The 20062-nt window shown below is 48.0% G+C and carries 17 protein-coding genes and 1 pseudogene; 8 read left to right on the top strand and 10 right to left on the bottom strand.

What is annotated here, in order from left to right; genetic code table 11:
* Positions 1 to 62 precede the first annotated feature (62 nt).
* The 6 genes and pseudogenes from CMQ96_RS02305 to CMQ96_RS02280 all read right to left on the bottom strand — a co-directional run bounded on the left by CMQ96_RS02305 (position 63) and on the right by CMQ96_RS02280 (position 7908).
* On the bottom strand, positions 63 to 743 hold the full coding sequence (locus CMQ96_RS02305; RefSeq protein ID WP_171016421.1) for a fimbria/pilus periplasmic chaperone: 681 nt from the start codon (positions 741 to 743) through the stop codon (positions 63 to 65).
* A gap of 76 nt (positions 744 to 819) precedes the next feature.
* Positions 820 to 1356, bottom strand: coding sequence for a fimbrial protein (locus CMQ96_RS02300; protein WP_049085579.1), 537 nt, complete (start codon positions 1354 to 1356; stop codon positions 820 to 822).
* A gap of 71 nt (positions 1357 to 1427) precedes the next feature.
* Positions 1428 to 1973, bottom strand: a complete 546-nt coding sequence (gene fimA / locus CMQ96_RS02295) for a type 1 fimbrial major subunit FimA (protein ID WP_024359983.1) — start codon at positions 1971 to 1973, stop codon at positions 1428 to 1430.
* Positions 1974 to 2012: 39 nt separating this feature from the next.
* A complete protein-coding gene (locus CMQ96_RS02290) occupies positions 2013 to 2513 on the bottom strand; it encodes a helix-turn-helix transcriptional regulator (protein ID WP_004138868.1) in 501 nt (166 codons plus the stop codon).
* 724 nt (positions 2514 to 3237) lie between these two features.
* Positions 3238 to 3452, bottom strand: a pseudogene (locus CMQ96_RS28800) (hypothetical protein).
* A gap of 22 nt (positions 3453 to 3474) precedes the next feature.
* Complete coding sequence (locus CMQ96_RS02280) at positions 3475 to 7908, bottom strand: sacsin N-terminal ATP-binding-like domain-containing protein (protein ID WP_050887871.1); 4434 nt, start codon at positions 7906 to 7908, stop codon at positions 3475 to 3477.
* Positions 7909 to 8573: 665 nt separating this feature from the next.
* Here CMQ96_RS02280 and CMQ96_RS02275 point away from each other — a divergent pair.
* The 6 genes from CMQ96_RS02275 to CMQ96_RS02250 all read left to right on the top strand — a co-directional run bounded on the left by CMQ96_RS02275 (position 8574) and on the right by CMQ96_RS02250 (position 15699).
* On the top strand, positions 8574 to 10199 hold the full coding sequence (locus CMQ96_RS02275; RefSeq protein WP_224375512.1) for a dsDNA nuclease domain-containing protein: 1626 nt from the start codon (positions 8574 to 8576) through the stop codon (positions 10197 to 10199).
* Positions 10200 to 10305: 106 nt separating this feature from the next.
* Positions 10306 to 12447, top strand: a complete 2142-nt coding sequence (locus CMQ96_RS02270; RefSeq protein ID WP_049083419.1) for a DEAD/DEAH box helicase — start codon at positions 10306 to 10308, stop codon at positions 12445 to 12447.
* A 285-nt stretch (positions 12448 to 12732) separates the two neighbouring features.
* Positions 12733 to 13677: an ArdC family protein gene (locus CMQ96_RS02265; RefSeq protein WP_032754888.1), complete on the top strand. Its 945-nt coding sequence runs from the start codon at positions 12733 to 12735 to the stop codon at positions 13675 to 13677.
* A 389-nt stretch (positions 13678 to 14066) separates the two neighbouring features.
* A complete protein-coding gene (locus CMQ96_RS02260; protein ID WP_032754885.1) occupies positions 14067 to 14759 on the top strand; it encodes an HNH endonuclease signature motif containing protein in 693 nt (230 codons plus the stop codon).
* Entirely contained in the window at positions 14756 to 15400 is a 645-nt protein-coding gene (locus CMQ96_RS28795; protein ID WP_032754882.1) for a hypothetical protein, read from the top strand. The genes CMQ96_RS02260 and CMQ96_RS28795 overlap by 4 nt, the downstream gene beginning before the upstream one ends.
* Positions 15364 to 15699, top strand: coding sequence for a hypothetical protein (locus CMQ96_RS02250; protein WP_224375514.1), 336 nt, complete (start codon positions 15364 to 15366; stop codon positions 15697 to 15699). The genes CMQ96_RS28795 and CMQ96_RS02250 overlap by 37 nt, the downstream gene beginning before the upstream one ends.
* Positions 15700 to 15785: 86 nt before the next feature.
* Here CMQ96_RS02250 and CMQ96_RS02245 read toward each other — a convergent pair whose 3' ends face one another.
* Both CMQ96_RS02245 and CMQ96_RS02240 read right to left on the bottom strand, forming a co-directional pair.
* Positions 15786 to 16388 (bottom strand): site-specific integrase, encoded by a 603-nt coding sequence (locus CMQ96_RS02245; RefSeq protein WP_032754877.1) that lies wholly within the window; start codon positions 16386 to 16388, stop codon positions 15786 to 15788.
* Positions 16389 to 16492: 104 nt separating this feature from the next.
* Positions 16493 to 17287: a helix-turn-helix domain-containing protein gene (locus tag CMQ96_RS02240; RefSeq protein ID WP_012540031.1), complete on the bottom strand. Its 795-nt coding sequence runs from the start codon at positions 17285 to 17287 to the stop codon at positions 16493 to 16495.
* Between the two features lie 87 nt (positions 17288 to 17374).
* Here CMQ96_RS02240 and CMQ96_RS02235 point away from each other — a divergent pair, with 87 nt between their 5' ends.
* Positions 17375 to 18565, top strand: coding sequence for a CynX/NimT family MFS transporter (locus CMQ96_RS02235; protein ID WP_004136868.1), 1191 nt, complete (start codon positions 17375 to 17377; stop codon positions 18563 to 18565).
* A gap of 171 nt (positions 18566 to 18736) precedes the next feature.
* Here CMQ96_RS02235 and CMQ96_RS02230 read toward each other — a convergent pair whose 3' ends face one another.
* Positions 18737 to 19024 carry a hypothetical protein gene (locus CMQ96_RS02230; protein ID WP_323071165.1) on the bottom strand — a complete coding sequence of 96 codons (288 nt, stop codon included), beginning with the start codon at positions 19022 to 19024 and terminating at the stop codon, positions 18737 to 18739.
* Between the two features lie 20 nt (positions 19025 to 19044).
* Here CMQ96_RS02230 and CMQ96_RS02225 point away from each other — a divergent pair, with 20 nt between their 5' ends.
* Positions 19045 to 19281, top strand: a complete 237-nt coding sequence (locus CMQ96_RS02225; protein WP_072123626.1) for a helix-turn-helix domain-containing protein — start codon at positions 19045 to 19047, stop codon at positions 19279 to 19281.
* Between the two features lie 192 nt (positions 19282 to 19473).
* On the opposite strand, the gene CMQ96_RS02215 is transcribed toward CMQ96_RS02225, so the two are convergent.
* Positions 19474 to 20046 carry a flavin reductase family protein gene (locus CMQ96_RS02215; protein WP_004136862.1) on the bottom strand — a complete coding sequence of 191 codons (573 nt, stop codon included), beginning with the start codon at positions 20044 to 20046 and terminating at the stop codon, positions 19474 to 19476.
* Between the last annotated feature and the right edge of the window lie 16 nt (positions 20047 to 20062).

The following is a 20062-nucleotide window of genomic DNA, read 5'->3' as shown; positions in this document are numbered from 1 at the left end:
CCAAAGTCGCCCGGCCATCGTTATTTTTTTCGTTCAGGGGGAGAGCGCTGCTCCCCGATCGGTTACTGCATGACGCCTTTCATGCGCGGGGTGAGTGCGCCGTAGTCGTTAATCGTCCGGTAGGTAATCTCGCGACCTGCATCGGACGGTAAACTGACGCTGGCTTCGCCCATCGGCGGGACCAGCGCATTTTTCAGCACCCGGGTGCCGGCGTTGAGTTCGGTGACCGTCAGGTAATAAGGGGTGGGGTTAATCAGCGTGAGCGCATTCCCGCTGCGGCGAAACGTCAGCTTTTCCGCGGCCTGATCCGGCGGCAGCGCCAGTTTAGCCGGGCGGTAATAGAGCTTAATGCGGCTGATGATCGCCAGCTGCAGGGTGTTATCGCTGAGCTTTGATTTGTCCATCGACGGGATCGCCTTGACGTTCATCCAGAACAGCGTTTCCCGATCCTGCGGCAGCTGGTTGTTGGTGGCATCAAGGATGCGCAGGGTATTCTCTTTCTTCCCCTGCATGGCGAACAGCGGCGGGGTGATAACAAAGCTTCCGTCCTTCGCGCCGTCGGCATTTTCCACCCAGGACTGGATCAGATAGGTATTGTCATCGTTATTCGTTACCGCCAGCTGCGCCTGTTTCTGCCCCGCCGGATAAATTACGCGGGTAGCACCCAGCGCCACGCCGGCCTGCGACTGAGTCGAAAAACCGGCGGTGGCGATCAGTAAAAGTCCCGCCAGTAAACCGCGCATCCCGCGCGTGGTAGCCAGTCTATTTTTCATATTTATCTCTTTCTTTCTCACGGTGATTTCCTGTTACCGGCGCTGATTACTGGTAGGTCAGGGAGAACCAGGCCTGAGCATTCGCGGCTCCTCCGGTGACCTGACTCCCGGTGGAACGATATTTAGCGACAAAATGCAGCGTGGTTGGCCCGGTGTGCAGCTGCGCCCATGCCCCTGCTGGCGCGTTGAGCGGGATCTGGCTGCCGGTTTTATCAAACAGGGCAACGCCAATGCCGGTAGCGATCCCCGGCCCCTCGCCAACCGAGAGGACATCCGGATTTTTACCATCGGCGACGCCGTGAAACGCCACGCCAACGCGCTGGCTCACGGCGGTACTGCACTCCTGTAGGTGAATATCGAAAGGGACGGGATTGGTGTCTTCCCCGGCCGAATGAAACCGATTGCTGCTGATTTGCCCCATCTTGACCGTCATCTGCCGGTCTCCCGCTTCAACGCGGCAGGACTCGGCAATGACGATCCCCTGGAAGCGCATGTTCCCGCCGGGCAACATCACCTCCCAGTTACCGGCCAGCGCCAGCGGTGGTAGCAAAAATATCAACAGACCCGACTTCATCTTTTGCATCGTTATCACCCCAGTCTTATTTGGATAACGGGCCATCCTGGCCCGATGCGCCTCCTTGCCTGATGAAGAAATTACTCGTATTGCACTTTAAAGGTGGCGTCCGCGTTAGCAGTACCGGCCGTCGCGACACCGGTCGCAAAGTAGCGAGCCTGGAACGGGATGACGTTGGTACCATTGCTGAGGGTGGTTTGCGCACCGAAAGTCGCGCCATCCAGCGCCAGCGGGGTACCGGTACGGTCAAGGATCTGTACGCCGACGTTAGTCGCGCCGCCCGCGGCAGAACCCTGCAGGGCCAGAACGGTTGGGTTGGTACTGTTAATCGCCGTGCCAGCAAAAGCAATGGCGGCCTTCTCGGAAACGGTGATATCGCAATCATTCAGCTGGATGTTGAAGCCCACGGGAGAGCTGGTGCTGCCTGCGGTGGCGAGTTTCGCTGAACGAACCTGGCCTAACTGAACGGTCTGATCGAGAGAACCGGCATCCACTGCGCAGGCCGCATTCACCACTTCACCTTTAAAATGTACCGTGCCGCCGTTCACCGTAACGGGATCGGCTGCCAGGGCTGCAGTAGCGCTCAGGGACAGTGCTGAAAAAACGATAACGGCTAATTTGTTCATGGTAAAACTCCTGTTTATGAATAATCCTGAAGCGATGCTTCACTTAAAAAGACATTTATTGTTGAAAAATAAATTTTGAAACGTAATCCTATTTTTACAGCCTAATTTATTCATCAGGTTGCGACGGTGGGTATAAATAGTCTTAAGTTTCACGCCAAACTCTTCTGCGATCTCCTGGTTGCTTTCCCCTCTGCTCAACATGCTTAATATCTGCTTTTCACGCAGACTCAGCTGGAACTTAGTATGATAATTTCCTGCGGTTTCTTTCTTTAAAAAGAAATTCAGAATACTTCTGGTGTTACTCTTTTTGTCTAGTACCGTTACTTTGCCAAAGAGTTCGGACTTATAGAACGCTAAGTCGCTGGATGCAAAGGCGACAATGTTTTTATTCGAAAAATAAATCCACTCCGCACCGGGAAGGTCGTTAGAGTCCAAATCTATAATCAAAAAGAAATTGTCAATAAACTCTTCTCCAAGCAATTCAATCAGGCCCAGAGTAAAATATTTATCCTTAGATAAAATATTAGTTGATAGATTCATATCTGAACGCGATCTCATCCTTGGGTTGACCTTTAACTCAGCGTTAATAACACCATTCAGCGAATTGAGGGTAATCTAACATTGCCCGCCTCAATGAGACATGTCGCTGACGCTCTAAAAGATATAACGGCCATTAAGCTGTTTTTGTGTGGTGTTTTTGTTTGTATTTATATTTTTTATTGGTGTTAAATTTTGTTATTATATTTATTAGTAGTTTTTTATAAAGCAAAGATGATAGGGAGAGGTTATCATTAAAGCCTCAACAATAGCCCTGCTCTTTGTATTGGAATTTTCTTAGGGAATATTCCTTGTTAAAGGCGTGGGATTTTCTATCTTAGTGCAGCAAAAATTTTTAAGAGCTTCTGAAGAGTCCTATAGAGGTGACCCGAGTATACCTTTTCCGCTCGCATCAGAACGCTAATTCTGCGGGGGAAAATAGCATCGTATTTATTCAGAAGCGATGACGGATTGACCACGGAACCCAAACTGCCGTGCTGAAGCGATGGCCGGCAGTATAATTGAGGCGATGATGCAAAAGTCTTTTATAGCCGGGCTGGGATTCGGAGCGTGATATTAAGATACATGGGCTGAAAAGCATGGGGTTCGTTCGCAGCCTGTCTTCACCCTCGTTTGTCAGTGTAATGAATGGATATTAATGTGCCAGGGAGTTTTTTCTCTGCTATCGCCTGGGGGGAGACGCCGTTGCAGAACGCATTTGGGGGTATTAAAGAAGGCGGTATGGCTGCCATGAGAGAGTGGAAAAGCAAAAAGCCCGCTCGAAAGCAGGCTTCTTAAATTTGGCTCCTCTGACTGGGATCGCCTTTGCCAGTAACTGGCTAATTATTAAGCTAAATCAGAAATCCCCTTCTGTCAAGACCACCAGAGTGACCACCAATGACACAGGTGACATAAAACTAGTTTGAGTTCCCCACTCTGAATGTGGTGAATCGCCAAGGATTATCTATTCATCATTACTGCTCTCAAACTCAATAACAACGGAGGGGGCATCAAGTAACCCACCTAATCTGACCCCATTAGTAGGGATTACGTTGGCACAATTAACAGGATCAATTATGAGCCTGATTTCATCCGACTGACCTGTTTCAAGTCCTGACACAAGAGCCAGAATAAAGTTGCTTCCACGTTCCTTAGCGCGTAAGTACTCATTGTTAGACATCTCTATCTGGTTCTGGGGACCACGGCCAGTGGCTTTCATTTCGATAAACTGTTTCCAGTCAATAACGGCATCGGCACCCACACCATGATTGCGTCTGAAATCAATAATCCTCTGATCGTCGGTTGTGTCCAGAGCTTGGGAAAGTAGCTCCCAAGCTCTCTGCTCAAGATCTGCGTTGGTATAGGCAACCGGTGCGGGAACTGATGAACTTGGACCTCGTTGGGGCACTGGCGGGGTATTTTTCAGTCCTCGGGATCCTCCACGGGTGGCTGTAGATTTTGAGGGTGCAGCCTTGGTCTGCAGCGAAGCTCCGACCATAGCACCTACCGATGGCTTCAGTGTTCTTGGCTTCGCTCCAACTGATCGGCTCTTCGGTGGAGTAACGTTAATTTTGTGTTTTACCGAACCGTTAATATTGGTGATTATATCTTCCATGGCTTCAGTACGAGCCTCGTCACTCGCAAGGCGGATTGCTTCTGCCGCTGAGTGACAGCTTTTTTGCCAAGCAAGAACCCATTCGCCATCAATTCGCCGACGTTCTTTTGCAGGAAACAGAGAAGCAATAAGCCATCCTCCAGAATCACGATTGCCGATTGCGTCATTATAAAAATGGAAGACTTCGGATTGGTTCAAACTCACGGCATTAAGAGCAACTTCAATAAATCCAGCAGGGAACTCTGAAGACAATGCACGCACTGTGATGGGGTGCTCGTAAATATAGAGCTGAGTATTCCTAAGAGTATCCCAGCTTATAACGAGTTTTTCACGTAATTCAGGGGTACTTCTGGCAAGCTCATTTGACAGGTGTTCAACAGCATGCCCAAAACGTAATCTTTCCTGGTCACCACGCTCTTTAGCGTAGGAATTATTACCGAGAATCTGAAGTTCAGGATTCAGTTCTTTTACTCTAAGTGCTTTAACCAGTCTAGGGAAATCCTGTATATCACAAGGCGGTATCCAGCAATGAAGGGTAGGAAGCCTCTTACTTAATTGCTGCCGAAGCTCTGGATTGTCCACGTAGTGAATTGGGCGTTGAGTTACCCAGCCAGTCGAGCAGAACAGTGGTAGTACCCGTAACTTATCTTTATGGTAGCGCTCTGCATGCTCCAGCAATTTCTCCATGTAACGATAAACATCCATAAGCTGAGATTCTATTCTTGAATCATACTGTTCACGAGTCAGTTCCCGACAGCATTGGATACAGTCATCAATGCCTGGTTCGGGGATATTCAGTGTACGCCAAAGGTTTTGGCAATTTGACGACGAGCCTCCAGGCACAAAAAGTCGCTGGCCATGGAAAATATCTAGCCCTCTAAGTAATTCGTTTGGTTTAGCCCATCCTTTTGAGGGCACATAAACGAGTCCTTTTCCCTCTAGAAAGCGACTCCTGAGCTCCTGGATAGTGAGTTCGCCCACTTTCGATGAAAAATATGACTCGGAAGAAGGACAGCGTTTTGCAATTGCACGGTAAATCGACTGTGTTTGAGTCTGATCTACCATTCTCGGGCTGTCACGTAAGGCCTTAAGTTGAGTTAGTAGGTCACTGATTCTGACATCAGTAATGATGCCTAATGCGGTTAAAAAATCGAGATCAATATCCTTGGCATTTACCCCGCAGATGAAGGTCTGGTAAAGCGTTTGAGTCTCTGGGGTCTTCAACACAGCAATATTAGAAAAAACAGTTTCTCCTTTACCGACCGCAACCCAATCGACACTTCTTAGTGTATTCAGCCACGCAGCTGTGACATTTCCCTTTTTATAAAAGTACTTAATCGCTTTGTGAAGGGAGGGGACCATTGAGACATGGGCATACAGGCGATGCCAGTTTTTGGAAAGGGTATGGACCAGCGCAGGACTTCGCTGTTTCGCGTGCTGCTTAGTGGCTTCCTTGATATTTTGAATGACATGCTCAAGATCTGGTGATTCATAGTCGTAATCAACCAGCTCAGCTCCATGTTCCCTGAGTTCTTTTTTACGGAGCTCTGTTCCCCAATAGAGGTTTTCATTCACTTTCTCTATACGAGGTGATGATTCAACCCCAAGCAGGAATAGAAACTTTCTGGCTCCCCGAGATTGTGTTCCATCCTCGCGTTTGCGTTTTGCTCCTTTGGTGATGTTAGTTTTCAAAATGGCTTCATATTTGGCTCCAACCCATTGAATACCATCTGTTTTCCCGGCGGCATCAGGCCACGTTGAGTTTTCACCATCTAGGGTTTTACACAGATAGCTTTCTGAGAGGCGCACTTTTTGTCGGAGCATCCGAACACCATCATAGACATATCCATCCAGTTTGAGAATAGTGCCAATTTTAGTCCCTATAACCTTTGCTTCGGTGTCCCGTAGATAATCAAATTTGTCCCGAAGTAAGCGGAGCTCATCTTCAGATATTTCAATGCTGCTTTTTTCGAATTTCTCTGCAAAGGCATTCAGTTCGATAGCTGTGTCGGTTTGGCTGACAAAAGCGGCGTGGTTATCCAGCCATGCAATGACTGGTTCGCCAGTACTCTTATCAGCATAATCTGAATGCAGTCGTTCCATCAGCCCCCAGTGTAAAGAAAAATCAGAAGGGCTGTTCAAAACCAGAGGGATTGAAGTTTGCGCTTTCGGTTTGCAGGAAACTGGTTCATTAAGATGAGAAAGCAGGAAGGGACGTTCAAATAATTCGGTATTTTCATGATTCTCAACAAGGCATGCCCCTGCATTGACCCACCATGCCGCAGGTTTAAAATTGAATATCCGGTTTTCCATGGCATCAAGTAATTCACCTGTATCGACAAGTCTTGACACATTGAGTTCATCCATAACACTACGCCAGCGATCCTGGCTATCCCGGGTACTTCTATGTAAAGCATGCAAACCTTTATGAATGAGTTCGACATCCTCTTCGGTCAGAAAACCAGTTAGTATGTCTTCTTCGTAACTGAGATCAGAAAAAGGATAATTACCTAAAGGTAGTTGTATCAGGGCATGCTGAGATAACCATGTTCTGGTTGTTTTTAGCGCGGCTAAAAAACGCTTGTTAAGAATTGAGCTACGGCCTGGATCTACGCCCTCAATAGAGAGTGGAATGAGATTCCATGCCGTTTTGGGGCTGGTAATTAGCATCCCAGCGGCTATATTTCCAACGACTTCTGCAGTTCGATCTATTAACCATCGATTCCAGTCATTTTCTATAATGGACTCACGTGACGTACTAGGATCGAATTGTGCATCTAATGAAAAAGGGAGCGTTGAGGGAATATCGGTACGAAAGCCAATGAAGATTCCTGAGTTAACCGGCTGTGACGAAATGGCGATTGAAATATCTGTTTCTTCACTACGTGTTTTATGAGCTGGGTGTAAATGTTCAGGAACGGCTACCGATGCTCGCCAGACAGTCCAGTCATCTTCTTTACTTTTAGCGTATCGATATTGCAGCTTTCTGATTCCCGGGTGTTGCAGCTCATAACCAGTATCCTTCCAGCTTGAAAAATCCAGCGAGCGTTCGCTTTTTATACTGCCATCCAGTTCACACCATTTTAATTGGCTTACCGAACTTAGAAACAGTAATCCTTCATGGCGCCATGAATCAAACCATTCAATGAGCTCAGCATCATCAAAGGCTGAATTAAGATCTGCGACAATCAGCGTATGGTGTCCCGGGTCATAAAAACCAGGAAGAGCTGGTTCAGGTGGCAAGCGGTTAAAATCTAGTTGATTACATGAAAAATGGTAAGGCGCAGAGTGTACGGAAATTGAGTCGGCAATGCGCAAAAGAGTTTTCATCCCGATCCCAAATCGGCCACGTTGGTCTATTCTATTGGTCTTGGAAGTTTGGTAAGGAAGAACCATCCCAAGAACGTTGAGGCAGGTTACTGGAGTGCCATTGTGGACAAGCAGTAGCTGTTTACCTGCTTCAGTTGATCTTAGTCCAAACCATACCTTAGTCGCCCTTACATCATCTGCGTTCTGAATAATTTCGATGATACCCTGGAAGGTTGCCACCGCTAGATCTTCTGCGCTTGCAGCCGCACCCTTAACCATTTTTTTGAGTATACCGGCGGCGTTTTTAAGTTCGCCTGCAGCAGTGTCGATCATGGCATCTGCAAACTCGATGGTTCTGGGATCATGGATATGAACTGCTGCGGGATCATTATCAATGATAAGCCGGGCGGCATTTTGACCTTTAAGAGTATCTGAAATGTCTGGTGTATTACTGGTGTCTTGCGGAAGGGACATATAGAAAAAGGCTCGCTGAAATTGAAAACAAAGGCGGTTATCCTGCTAGTAGGCTAACCGCCATACCTGTTTTGTTAAGATGATGGGGCAGTTGTTCACTATCACTTCGCTCTATCCACATTGTACAGCACTTTTTTTGAGCAAGGGGCTCACCATGCCCCAGTTACGTAACCACGGGTTACAACCACGGAGGTGAAGGCGTCAGGAAAGAAGACTGGACATGTCATTGGTCGTTCCTGTGTATTGAGCTCCATGGCAAGTACTAGCGTGCAGACCCGGATCTGGAAGGCGGTCGGTAGGCGTCGGGATACAGAAGTATGGCGATAGCCAATCCTATTATGGATGAGCAAACAGCGAACTTAGAGCTGCGCGATCTGCAAAGCTGAGACGCAATGATTTATTTCGTCTATTATCCATTTGTATAAATGACTGCATTCGGCAAAAAGCGGTTAACTTGTGTTCACGACTGCTGGGTGATTCAATCGAAATATTGCTTTTACCTGGACTATTGAGAGCAGCATAAAGTGACAATAAATATTGCAGATGACCTGCCAATGACTTCTATTAGGAATAGCGCTGTAGTATTAGCAGGTTTTGCATGTGTTGTCTTGATTGGCTGAGCTGATGTCCGATTTCTGCAAATCTTCTCGCAATGCAAGGATGTCATGATGAGTATTACTAGCCTATCTGATGCAGGTGGGCCTGCGGCAAGGCAAGGCTTCAAGTATCAGGATCACGTAGCTGTTAGTTTCATCTTCAAGATGCTCCGAGACAGCAACTACTCTCAAGTGGAATGCGAGACAGCGGATGATATCGTGGCTGTATTCCAATGCGAGGGCCAGATTCTAAATGAATACATTCAGGTCAAAACAACCGAAAGTGATGGCAAATGGAACTTGAAAGAGATAACGGCGTTAGATGGCAGCAAGGCTAATTCTTCGCTTCTGCATAAATCGCTGAAATGCGATGTACGTCCAGGTATTGCCCGTTTCCGAATCGTGACCAAGCGCGACGTCGCAAAAATTCTTGAAGGATTCAAGAAAGAGATAGATAAGCGTGTTCTGCCTGACATAACCACGACCCGAGGTATGGCACTGTGCAAGACGTTTAAAACTTTTGTCTCACCTCAAAAAAGGAACTTTTTGTACTGGGCGGAAAACTTTGTCTGGCAGGTGTACGGTGATGTTGAGGCGTTGGAGGCCGTCAATATAAAGGCTTTGTCCCAGCTTGCGGAGGTGCTTGGAAATCGTCCCAACTTCACGCAACTAAAGGCAATTTACGAAGAATTTTTAGAGATTGCTGACAAAGCGGCCACGGCTAGCGTGAAGACAGCTGCAGCATCTAAGATCATCCTTCGAGATCCGACGCTGGCTTACCTCAGAAAATTATTAGACGAGGCTGATGACAAGTCAACAGCCACATCCAAACCATATAAAAAGCGTCCGGATCCGTTCTTGGTCGAGTTTCACGCCAACACTAAAGAGGGCTTATTGCACTCATTTTCTGGTTTTGACGTGCGCTATGCACTTAAGAAATGGCGGCACGAAAATTACGCAAAGCATCTCATCGAATGGCTACCTGAGTTTTCCCTAAAGGCCAGTGAAATCGTAAACATCCTCGCGCATAACGCCAAAGCGATCCTGGCTAGGTCAATCAGTACCTTCAGCGACAGTGAGCTTCCGCGCGATAGGCTCATTGCAGAACTAATTCTGCACTCCATCCTGCGCAGTCGCCAAGACAGCGAGCCCGTTGCGTGCAAAGTATTCTACAAATCTGCTGACAAGCTTTCAGAATTTGGCAATGCTCACATCGTTCAGATGCCTGATCAGGATGATCAGTTGTGGCTAGGTCTTGCCCGCTTGATCAAAGCAAATGATATGGATACAACCCTAGAGCAAATTCGCGAAATTCTTGACGAAACGATCTCAGAAACCGTGCTGTCGGCAGAGCGAGAAATCATTATTTCTTTACGCGAACCTTTACATCACCAGCCAAAAGCAGATTCCTTCAACCAAGCTCTGCATCGAAATTCTCCTGTCGATGACATGCTGAATATTCTCTGCTTCCCTATCTTGTTGACCTACGATAGTGCAGCGCTTTCGTCAGGCTGGCTCACTGATTACGTAGACAACCTCAAGATAGAGATCGAAACCCACTTCAGAACGTTCACCTCGGAACTGCCGGAGAACATCAAACAAGTGAAGGTGCACATCTTTTTGGTGCCTATGGAAAGCATTGAACATCTGACCAAGGCTTTCAACTCTTACTGCGAAAAGCTGGAAGAATTATAGGCATAACTGATACATGCTCTCCGGATTACGGAGCAGAAGGTATACGAGGATGAAGATATCCCGGGCAGGTCACTCTGCCGCAGATGTCTCAAGGAACAAAGCGGCTATGAATTACGAAAAAATCAAGAACATCCTGGCGAAACTGGGTGAAGAAAGCGCATCGACGGTCGATGTGCTTCTCGCCATCAACACCATTGTCAACAGAAGCAATTCAGAGTGGGAGGGCCGCGATTTGGTGATCCGAGCACTCGACAAATTTAAGCTTTTTGACTCTGTCGAACAGTCGCTCCTGCTAAACATGGTACGAGCTGTCGGACTATTCCCCTATATCACTCCTCACCTCAGCAGCATGGCGATTTCTGATCGCTTGGCTTATGAAGCTCACAGGGTCGAGGGAGTAGAACAGGGCATGGTGTTTCATCACCTGCAGGCTCATGTTTTCAGCTTGATCATGCAAGGCCGAAACGTTGTACTCAGTGCTTCTACAAGCGTCGGAAAAAGTCTAGTAATTGACGCTGTGCTGGCACAGAGACGATTCAAAAAGGTGGTGGTGATCGTTCCGACCATTGCGCTGATCGACGAAACCCGCCGTCGTCTGGTCAAACGCTTTAAGGACTTCAACCTGATTACGCATCCGAGCCAGGAATCTGTGAGCGAGACAACCAATGTCTACTTGCTCACCCAAGAGCGTGTCATCCAGCGTCCTGATCTTGCTGATGTGGAGTTCTTCGTCTTGGACGAGTTCTACAAAATCGATCTGGGGAATGCCACAGACGAAAGCACGCGCGCTGTTGACCTGAGCTTGGCCTTTCACAAGCTCGCAAAGACTGGTGCTCAGTTCTACATGCTCGGGCCTCACATTCAGAAGATCTCTGGTTTGGATGACTATGAGTACCACTTCATCCCATCCGACTACAGCACTGTCGCGGTCGACATCCAGAATTTCAATCTGGAGATGCGATCCGAAGAGCGAAAGGAAAAATTGCTCGAGTTGGTCACAACCCTAGACTCGCCTACCTTAATATACTGTCAGGCACCACCTAGTGCGAACAGGGTCGCAGAGTATTTGATTCAGGAAGCTGGGCTGACACCAGTACCAGAGACGCAGGAAATAGCAGCATGGATCTCTAAACACTACCACCCTGAATGGAACGTTGCTAAGGCAATATCTCTGGGTATCGGGATTCACCATGGCGGAGTGCCACGTGCATTGCAGCAGTACATCGTCAAGTTGTTCAACGAGGGCATCATCAAGCGAATCATCTGTACATCTACGATGATTGAAGGTGTCAACACATCGGCAGAGAACGTGATCATTTACGACCGCCGCCTGAAGAATTCAACGTTCGATTACTTCACCTACAAGAATATTTCCGGTCGCGCAGGCCGCATGAATAAGTACTTCATTGGAAAAGTCTTCATGCTCGAAGCGCCTCCCCTTGAGCAGGGCCTCACAGTCGAATACCCCATCGGCCATCAGGATGAAAACTCCCCAATGGGACTCCTCATGCAACTGGAGAACGAATACCTTACCGATATTTCACGTGGCCGGCTGCAAGATGCATACGCCAACCCGGTATTGTCGCCGACAACCCTGATAGAGAATCGGCACGTTCCGATTGAGCGGCAAATCGAGGTAGCAGAAGCGATCATTCGTGACTTACTGCTCAGCAGCAAGCTTCTGGACTGGAAAGGCATTCCTGAGCCGAACCAACTAAATTACTTATGTGAGCTGGTTTACATTCTGGAGGGCGGTAACCTTATGGATTATGGTATCTCGTCCAGCTCGCAATTGGTGTGGCACATCAATGAGCTCCGAACTCAGAAAAACCTGCCTGCTTACCTAAGAGACGCGGTGGAGAATCGACGACCGGAACACACATCCAGCGAAGCGATCAATCTGCGCCTGAAATTCATTAGAAACATGGTGTGTTTCCGATTGCCTCGGGACATCATGGCCGTAAATAAAATTCAGGCCGATGTGCTGGCGAAAGAAGGGAGCGAGCCGGGAGATTTCAGCTTCTTTGCTGAGCCGCTTGAAAATATGTTCCTCGACCCGCTACTTACTGCGTTGGACGAATACGGAATTCCCACTCAGATCTCGACTCAGATCAAGAACCTCATCTTGCCATCGGAACATCTGAACGATCTGCTGGCGAAACTTCGGACCCTAGCACCCAGAGTAGAGCACCTTCAACTGACTGGCTTTGAGAAAAGCTTAATGCGTTGGGCTGTGTCCGAAATGTAGCGAGTTTGGCTGTGTGCAGCACCTTAAATAGCTATATGAACGTACTTCCCAACCCCCTTTCACTGCTGCGGTCTAAGGGGCGCTACGCCCGCCTATGCTGTGTCAGTTTTTTCTCCGTGTGACTTCCGTTCTCGTATCAGCTTCCGGTTAATCGTTTCCCAACACAACCCATCCCGCAAGGGTAAATGGCACGCATTCTGCGCCCTTGCTGGCCGGAATGATGTCGGGAAAGCGAACCGTCAGGCGATACGAAGACGAAAATCACACCACTGACGGAGAAAAAACATGACCATTTCCCTGCATACCCAGACTAGCGCCCCTAACACCGCAGCGGCGACCAGCGTATCCCCGCTGGAGCAGTCAGGCTCCTCAAAAACGAAATTTTCTAAAGCCAAAACCGATATTTATCAGACTGTCACCAACAACATCATTGCAACGCTTGAAGCCGGTGTAAAACCGTGGTCTTGCCCGTGGAAACGAGTGCCGGGCATGTCTGGGTTGCCTTCCAACTTCGCAACCGGTATCGCGTATAGCGGAATGAATATCATGCTGTTGTGGTGCAGCGCGTCAAAACAGGGCTTTGGTGATTCACGCTGGATGACCTACAAACAGGCGCAGGCAATAGGCGGGCAGGTTCGAAAAGGTGAACACGGTACGGCAGCCATTTTCTATAAAACCTTAGAGAAAGAAAACGAAGACGGTGACATCGACCAGATCCCAATGCTGAAAACCTTCAATGTGTTCAACGTTGAACAAATTGATGGCCTTCCTCTGACAACTGAAATAGTCAGCCCAGAAGCAATCTTTGACCCGTTGCCGGAGGCTGAAAATCTGTTCCAAAAGAGTGGCGCAAACATCATTGAGAAAGGACAAAATGCCTTTTTCCAACCCTCAACTGATGAGGTCTGGCTACCAGAGCGTCACCTTTTTTCCGCTGCTGCTAATTTCTACGCTACTGGCCTGCATGAGCTGGTTCACTGGAGCGGTGGTAAAAAAAGGCTTAACCGTGAAATGAAAGGGAAATTTGGCAGCGCAGATTATGCGGAGGAGGAATTAGTGGCTGAGCTGGGAAGTGCTTTTCTGATGGCGGATTTGGGTATTGTTGGAGAGGTGCAGCACGAAAGCTATATTGCTTCTTGGCTGAAAGCACTGAAAAACGATAAGCGCTATGTTTTCAAAGCTGCTAGTGAGGCATCAAAAGCGCATCGTTATTTAATGGATAAAGCCTGAGGGCAGGGGCAAGAAGTCGCAAAGGAATGTGGCTTTGACAATATATTCTTGTGGGCAGAGTCGTGGTGGTGTTAAAGGTATAACCTCCCTACGAATTTTTCGTGGCACAGTGTGTCAGGAAAAATTCGCAGGCTGCGGGGGCGGGCGGCAAAGAGCCCGCTCATAACTTTAGGTGTATTGGCTCAGACTTGATCTGGCCGTGTTCTTTATTAGAACACGATTCAGCGTGACAGTCGGCAACGAGCGAGGAGCGGAAGTTCGATATTGTTATCAAAATGGAATAACGCATGATGAAAAACTCAGTGCAATATAAGGCTGGTCAGCTGTATACTATTTCAACTGTAGTGCGGTAGATTTTTACTCGTACAATCAAGTGCTTGGAATCTAATATGGCTATTCGGAAAAGTATCCCAAACGAAACCAAATTGCGGCTGTTTTCGGCGTCCGCAGGTCATTGTCAGAAACCAGACTGCCTTAAGCCGCTTTTCCCAGCAGAGATAGGCGGTGATAAGCATATTGCTGAAATGGCACATGTCATTCCTCATGGTGATACTGGGCCCCGCCACGAAGAGAGACCTGCTGAGGAGTTTGAAGCAGACTCATTTGAAAACCTCATACTGCTATGTCCAACTTGCCACACCATTATCGATAAAGCGCCTGAGTCCTTTTCAAGAAGCATGATTTTAGAGTGGAAGAGCAACCATCTTGCAGCCTTAGCGCACAAGCAAGGTAATATTCGTTATGAAGATAGAAGACAAGCGAGAGAGGCTGTCGTAGCAGCTATGGATGAAAATAAGGCTATATGGAAAGAGTTCGCTCCTGTTGAAGGGGCAAGGTCTGACTTCAATCCTGAGTCTGAAACGGCCCAAATATGGTCGCAAAGGATGAAAAGTGTCATTTTACCTAATCACTTCCGCATTCAGGCGATCATAAGCATGAATTTATGCCATCTGACAGCCGAAGAGCGGGAAACCTTTGCACAATACAAAGAACATGTTCGCGGGCTTTCTGAGCGACATGTTTGTGGTGTTTCTGGAAGGGCCATTCGTTACCCTCAAGATATGGATGGGATATTTGCATGAACTGGCAAGTTAAATATGCACTTGAAAATATAAATAACCACTTTAAAAGAACAGGTTCTGCAGAACACGTTGCTGACGATGCTATCAGAATTTCTATCCACGACAGACCTGACACATTAGTTATTATTTCCGCATCATATGAGATCACTCTTGAGATAGCTAAGCAGTATCATGAAAAATTCCCTGATTTGGATTTTCTATGTGGTTACAGGAAAGAGTGTGTGTGGACAGGTGAGGCTATCAACTACTTAAGTAACGCAAAAGTAGGATGGGGTAATGCAGGTACCTTATATTCTGCCCTTTCAGACAATAATGTTAATATTGCTTCTCACAAAGATTATTTTTTCTCATATCGGCTTATAACTCAAATGGGAGTTGTAAAAAGTATAGAGAGGGAATTTGATCGCGTATTCAATATTCATTTAGCCAATGGTCGCAAGCTGAGGGTGGGAATGCTACTTGAATACGAGCCTACAGCTGATGCCGTGCGATCATTTTGGGAAAAGTTTGGTCCGGTTGATGTCATGTGGAACATTAATCCTAACGGAGATCCTACTAATAATGCCGTTGTAGCAGGGCGTGAACTTGGTTGCGGAATCATGAAATGGTCAGAATTCAAGGAATTAATTCTTCGTCGTTGATGTCGGTAAACGATGTGGCACGCCACCTTTTAAAAACGTGCAATTCATTGAAGTTTTTTGAATGTTTTATGTTTGGTTCGTCGCTTTTGGGGGTTGGCACTGATTACGATATTTTGGTTATAGGCCCTGCAGGAGAAGCATTAATCCAGCTCAAAGCAGAGCTGAAGATTGCAGGGGCTGAATTGCCGTTGGATATTTTATACATGCTTCCAAAAGAGGCGGAAGAAACCGATTTTATTGTAAAGCAAAAATGTGTATCCCTTAGCCATTTAGTGACACTGGATTCACTGGTTGTGTAACTTTAAGAATCCCCGTTTTGTTTGCAGAATTTTGAAATACAAACTTCCACTTTTGGCACAGGGCTGCTGTTGCAGCCCTGACAACCTTAGACTTCAATCGATTCAGAGATCTCTAACGCATCATCGACTTCAATGCCCAGATAACGGACTGTGCTTTCCAGTTTCTTATGACCCAACAGAAGTTGGATCACCCGGAGATTCTTGGTTTTCTTGTAGATCAGGTAAGGTTTTGTTCTTCTCATGGAATGTGTGCTGTAAAGCGAATCTTCGAGACCAAGCTTTTCTACCCACCCATGAAAGATTCGGTTGTATTGCCGGGTTGAAATGTGCTGGTTAGTTCCGACCCTAGACCGAAACAAGCAGTCTTTACTGTGCAAATTGCTAAGCTGTATCAATGCAGCAACAGCTTCTCTTGTCCCTTTGGTTATCTCAAATTGCACAGGGCTACCGGTTTTCTGTTGCAACACCGTTGCTCTGCTTGAAACAGAGCTACCATATGCAACATCAGATACTTTGAGTTTGACCAGATCACAGCCTCGAAGCTTACTGTCCAGGGCCATGTTGAACAGAGCTAAATCGCGCGTTTTACCTTCCAGTTCAAGTCGGATTCGGATACCCCAGATATGAGATATCTGAAGTGGTCTTTTTTGGCCGATGATACGGTCTTTGTTCCACGGTGACGTGTTCATACTCAAATCTCCTGCAATGTGGGAGATTTGAGTATGGTTGTCCCTTATGAGCGAAAAGCGGACGCTGGTGTTATTTAGATAAATTCGACTTCTGTGCTTGTGCACTAATCCAGGGAAGAGAAATATTGCGTCGGTGATTTACCCAGCGCTTTTCTGAACATCGTAATAAACGCACTTACCGAATCATACCCTAGAGTTCCGGCTACGCGCTGCACGGGCTGACCTTCAGACAGATGGCTTAGTGCAATCATCAAATGCAGCTGCTGACGCCAGCGGCCAAAGCTCATTCCTGTCGCCTCTTTTATCAGCCTAGCCAGAGATCGCTCGCTGATGGCCAGATGAGCAGCCCATTGCTTTAACGTTCGCCGGTCATCTGGCTCATTAAAGAGTGCCTCAGCCATAATCCGGATTTTAGGATGATCTGATACAGGAAGATGGAGTGCTTCGACCGGCACATCCGGAATATGCTCCAGCAGCACCGCTGCAAGCCTGGCGGTTTTACTGTCAGGAGAATAAGTATGTTCCTGCTCTGCAAGATACAGAACAAGCTCGCGGACCAGAGGTGTAACCGCTATGGTACAGCAAATTTCCGGCATCGCTGCTGCGCCGGGCTCGATGAATAAAAAGCACGTATCTGCATTCTTCGTGATCCGGCAACGGTGCGGGATCTCTCCCGGAACCCAGACGGCATGCCCCGGTGGAACAAGCCACAGCGCATCGTCAACCTCACAGCGCACTGCACCGCGCATAGAGAGAATAAGTTGCCCCTTGCGATGAGCGTGCGGACGCTGCCCGGCATACTCGCCTGACGATGATACATGCAGGGCGATAGCGGCCTGACTGAAATCATCGGCATTAAACTCTTCCGGTGAGGTCACCGGTTTTTTATTAACTGGCATGATTTAGCTATATGTTGTCAGATTATCTATATTCTGTAACTCATGCGTCCTTTAAAGTCTTTCTTTTTTTCAGAGAAAGCAAAACTTATGTCCCACACGACGAACAAGTGGTCTTCAATCATACTTGTGATCGGCATTCTTTTTATTGCCATTAACCTGCGTGTTCCTTTTACCGCTATCGCACCCGTTTTAGAGTCCATTCGCCATGATTTTGGGCTGAGTATCACAGCCGTTGGGTTGCTTAACTCGCTGCCTTTACTGGCCTTTGCCGCCTTTTCTCCACTGAGCGCATCGATTTCCCGCAAGTATGGCCTGGAACGCACCCTTTTTGGTGCCCTGGTCGTGATTTCAGCGGGGATTGTGCTTCGCTCAACAGACAGCGTCTGGGCGCTTTATGGCGGAACAGTATTAATTGGTATCGGGATTGCCCTGGGCAATGTCCTGCTGCCTGGCCTGATTAAACGTGACTTTTCCGGAAACGTGGCTTCCGTGACGGGAGCATATTCCATCACCATGGGCACCGCTGGCGCCATCGGCTCTACCATTGTCATTCCTCTGACGCAGAGCTGGGGCTGGAACATCGCGTTAGCCATGTTGGTTATTGCACCGCTCCTTGCGATGCTTTTATGGTTGCCGCAGTTGAAGAAAAAGCATCAATTGCCAGTAGCAGGTGAGAAAAAAGCAGCGACCGTTGCGGTCTGGCGCTCGTCTCTGGCGTGGCAGGTCACCATGTTTATGGGCTTGAATGCGATGCCCTTTTATGTTGCGGTCGGCTGGCTGCCAGTCATTCTGACAGGCAGTGGGCTATCCTCAGCTCAGGCTGGTGAGGTACATGGCATCCTTCAGCTCACCACCGCTATTCCCGGCTTAATTCTGGCAGCCACGCTGCGTCGTCTTAACGATCAGAAATTAGCCGCTGCTGGTGTCAGCCTTTTAACCGCAGTATCCTTTATTGGCATCCTTTATTTGCCAAATCTGGCGATGCTGTGGGCTGCACTCCTCGGCTTCGGCTCGGGTGCCAGCATGATGCTGGGTCTGACCTTCATCGGGTTGCGCACTACAAACGCTGGTGATGCTGCCGCGCTGTCAGGCATGGCGCAGAGTATCGGTTATCTGATGGCGGCGATGGGACCGCTATTGCTGGGAAAAGTACAGGAGTTGTCCGGAGGCTGGACCGTACCATTACTGATGACCACAGCAATCTCAGTTGCAGGAGCCTGCACCGGAATGGCTGCCGGACGAGATGTACACCTGGAACCTTTACAGCAGCCGGGCTGAATGGGCTTACACAGGAGGGTACCAGCTGAACTTCTAAAGCGGATGCTTTCCATTGAGGTTCTGAAGCGTCTTAATAGTACCGGAGCCATCTGTACTATCCCGATGAGCGGATTTTTCGGTGAAAAGGCCGTTCAGGGCGAGCGCTGTCAGTAATAATATAATAAGCAAGCCTCAGGACTGTTTGGCAACGATGAATCGCTTTTCATCACCCATAAAGGCTTTTTCACTGGCGGGTGAAAGGATAGCACCGAAATTCATGTGCGCGCGGAGTTTCAATGATGGAGGAACATTCCACTCAGTGCGAATATCTTCATCGATCAGAGGATTATAATGCTGCAGATTGGCACCAATTCCTTTTTCAGCCAGCGCCAGCCAGACCGCATACTGAGCGATAGCTGTGCTGTGCCGGGAAAATGTCCGCATAGGCCGCAAACTGCTCCTGTAGTGACTTGACAACATACTGATCCTCGAAAAAAGTATTGAGCCGGCAGCCGCTGCAAACCCGTCTATTTTATCTGAGGTGCCGGAGAAACGTTCTAAAGGAACTTGAAAGCAGGCATCTTGTTACGCGCACTGTCTTTCGTGAAGTACCGCCCAAAGTCGAATATGCACTCACGGAGCTGGGAACGTCCCTCTGGCAGGCAGCAAATGAACTCAACCGGTGGGTAGAACAAAACTGTCACTTTCTGGTTAAAGACACAGATCCTTCTCTTTGATATGCCATTGTTCATTGATGAGTGCTGCGGGCTGACAGGAGCATATAGGAAGGCAGGCTGCAGGCGTCGAAAAGCGGCTTCCCCTTCTGGCTCAGAGGCAACATCGCCTGCTGCTGGTCATGAGAGAAAAGAAAAGCATTTTAACAACCAGCCCCTGCAGTTTGTTGTACCAGTACAAAAAGCACTCGTGTATCAGTCTTTGCCCGGACCATGGTCAAAGCGGGTTCCTTTGCCGATGGCATAAAACTGCCCCCCGGCGACATAGTGTATGGTTCGTAATTCGTCTGGTGCTTCATCAAATATCCAGTGCCCATTGCGAAAAACCCGATCGTCACTCCACGCCCCGGCAATTTCTCCCATGAACAGATTATGTTCCAGCTCGTATTCCGCATTTGGCATTACCTTACATACAAGCCAGCCAGCACAGCCCTCTACCAGCGGAATATCGAACTCTTTCATGTAGAACATCGGTATTTTATGATTCTTTTCAGGCCTGTCACGGTAGCTGTGCTCACCTGCGTACAAAACGGTTTCCATCTGGCTGACTACGGGTATCTGTACGGCAAACAGACCACTTTCTTCCACCAATCCACGGGTGTAAGCCTGCGGACTGATATACGCCATGACTTTATTGATCCCCACCAGACTCACCCATGCGGCGGCCATTACATTGGCATTACCATTATGTTTAGCGGAAATCATTGTAGTTGGGCCGACTTGCAATAATCGGTATGCTTTATTCAGTTCAACTGGCTGTAAAGACACAGGATTTCTCCTTCCC

The sequence above is a fragment of the Klebsiella sp. MBT K-1 genome (genome assembly GCF_002556465.1).
In the GTDB taxonomy this organism is placed as follows: Bacteria; Pseudomonadota; Gammaproteobacteria; order Enterobacterales; family Enterobacteriaceae; genus Klebsiella; species Klebsiella grimontii.
The sequence above is the reverse complement of the archived record's forward strand: the minus strand, read 5'-3'. Positions and strand labels throughout refer to the sequence as shown.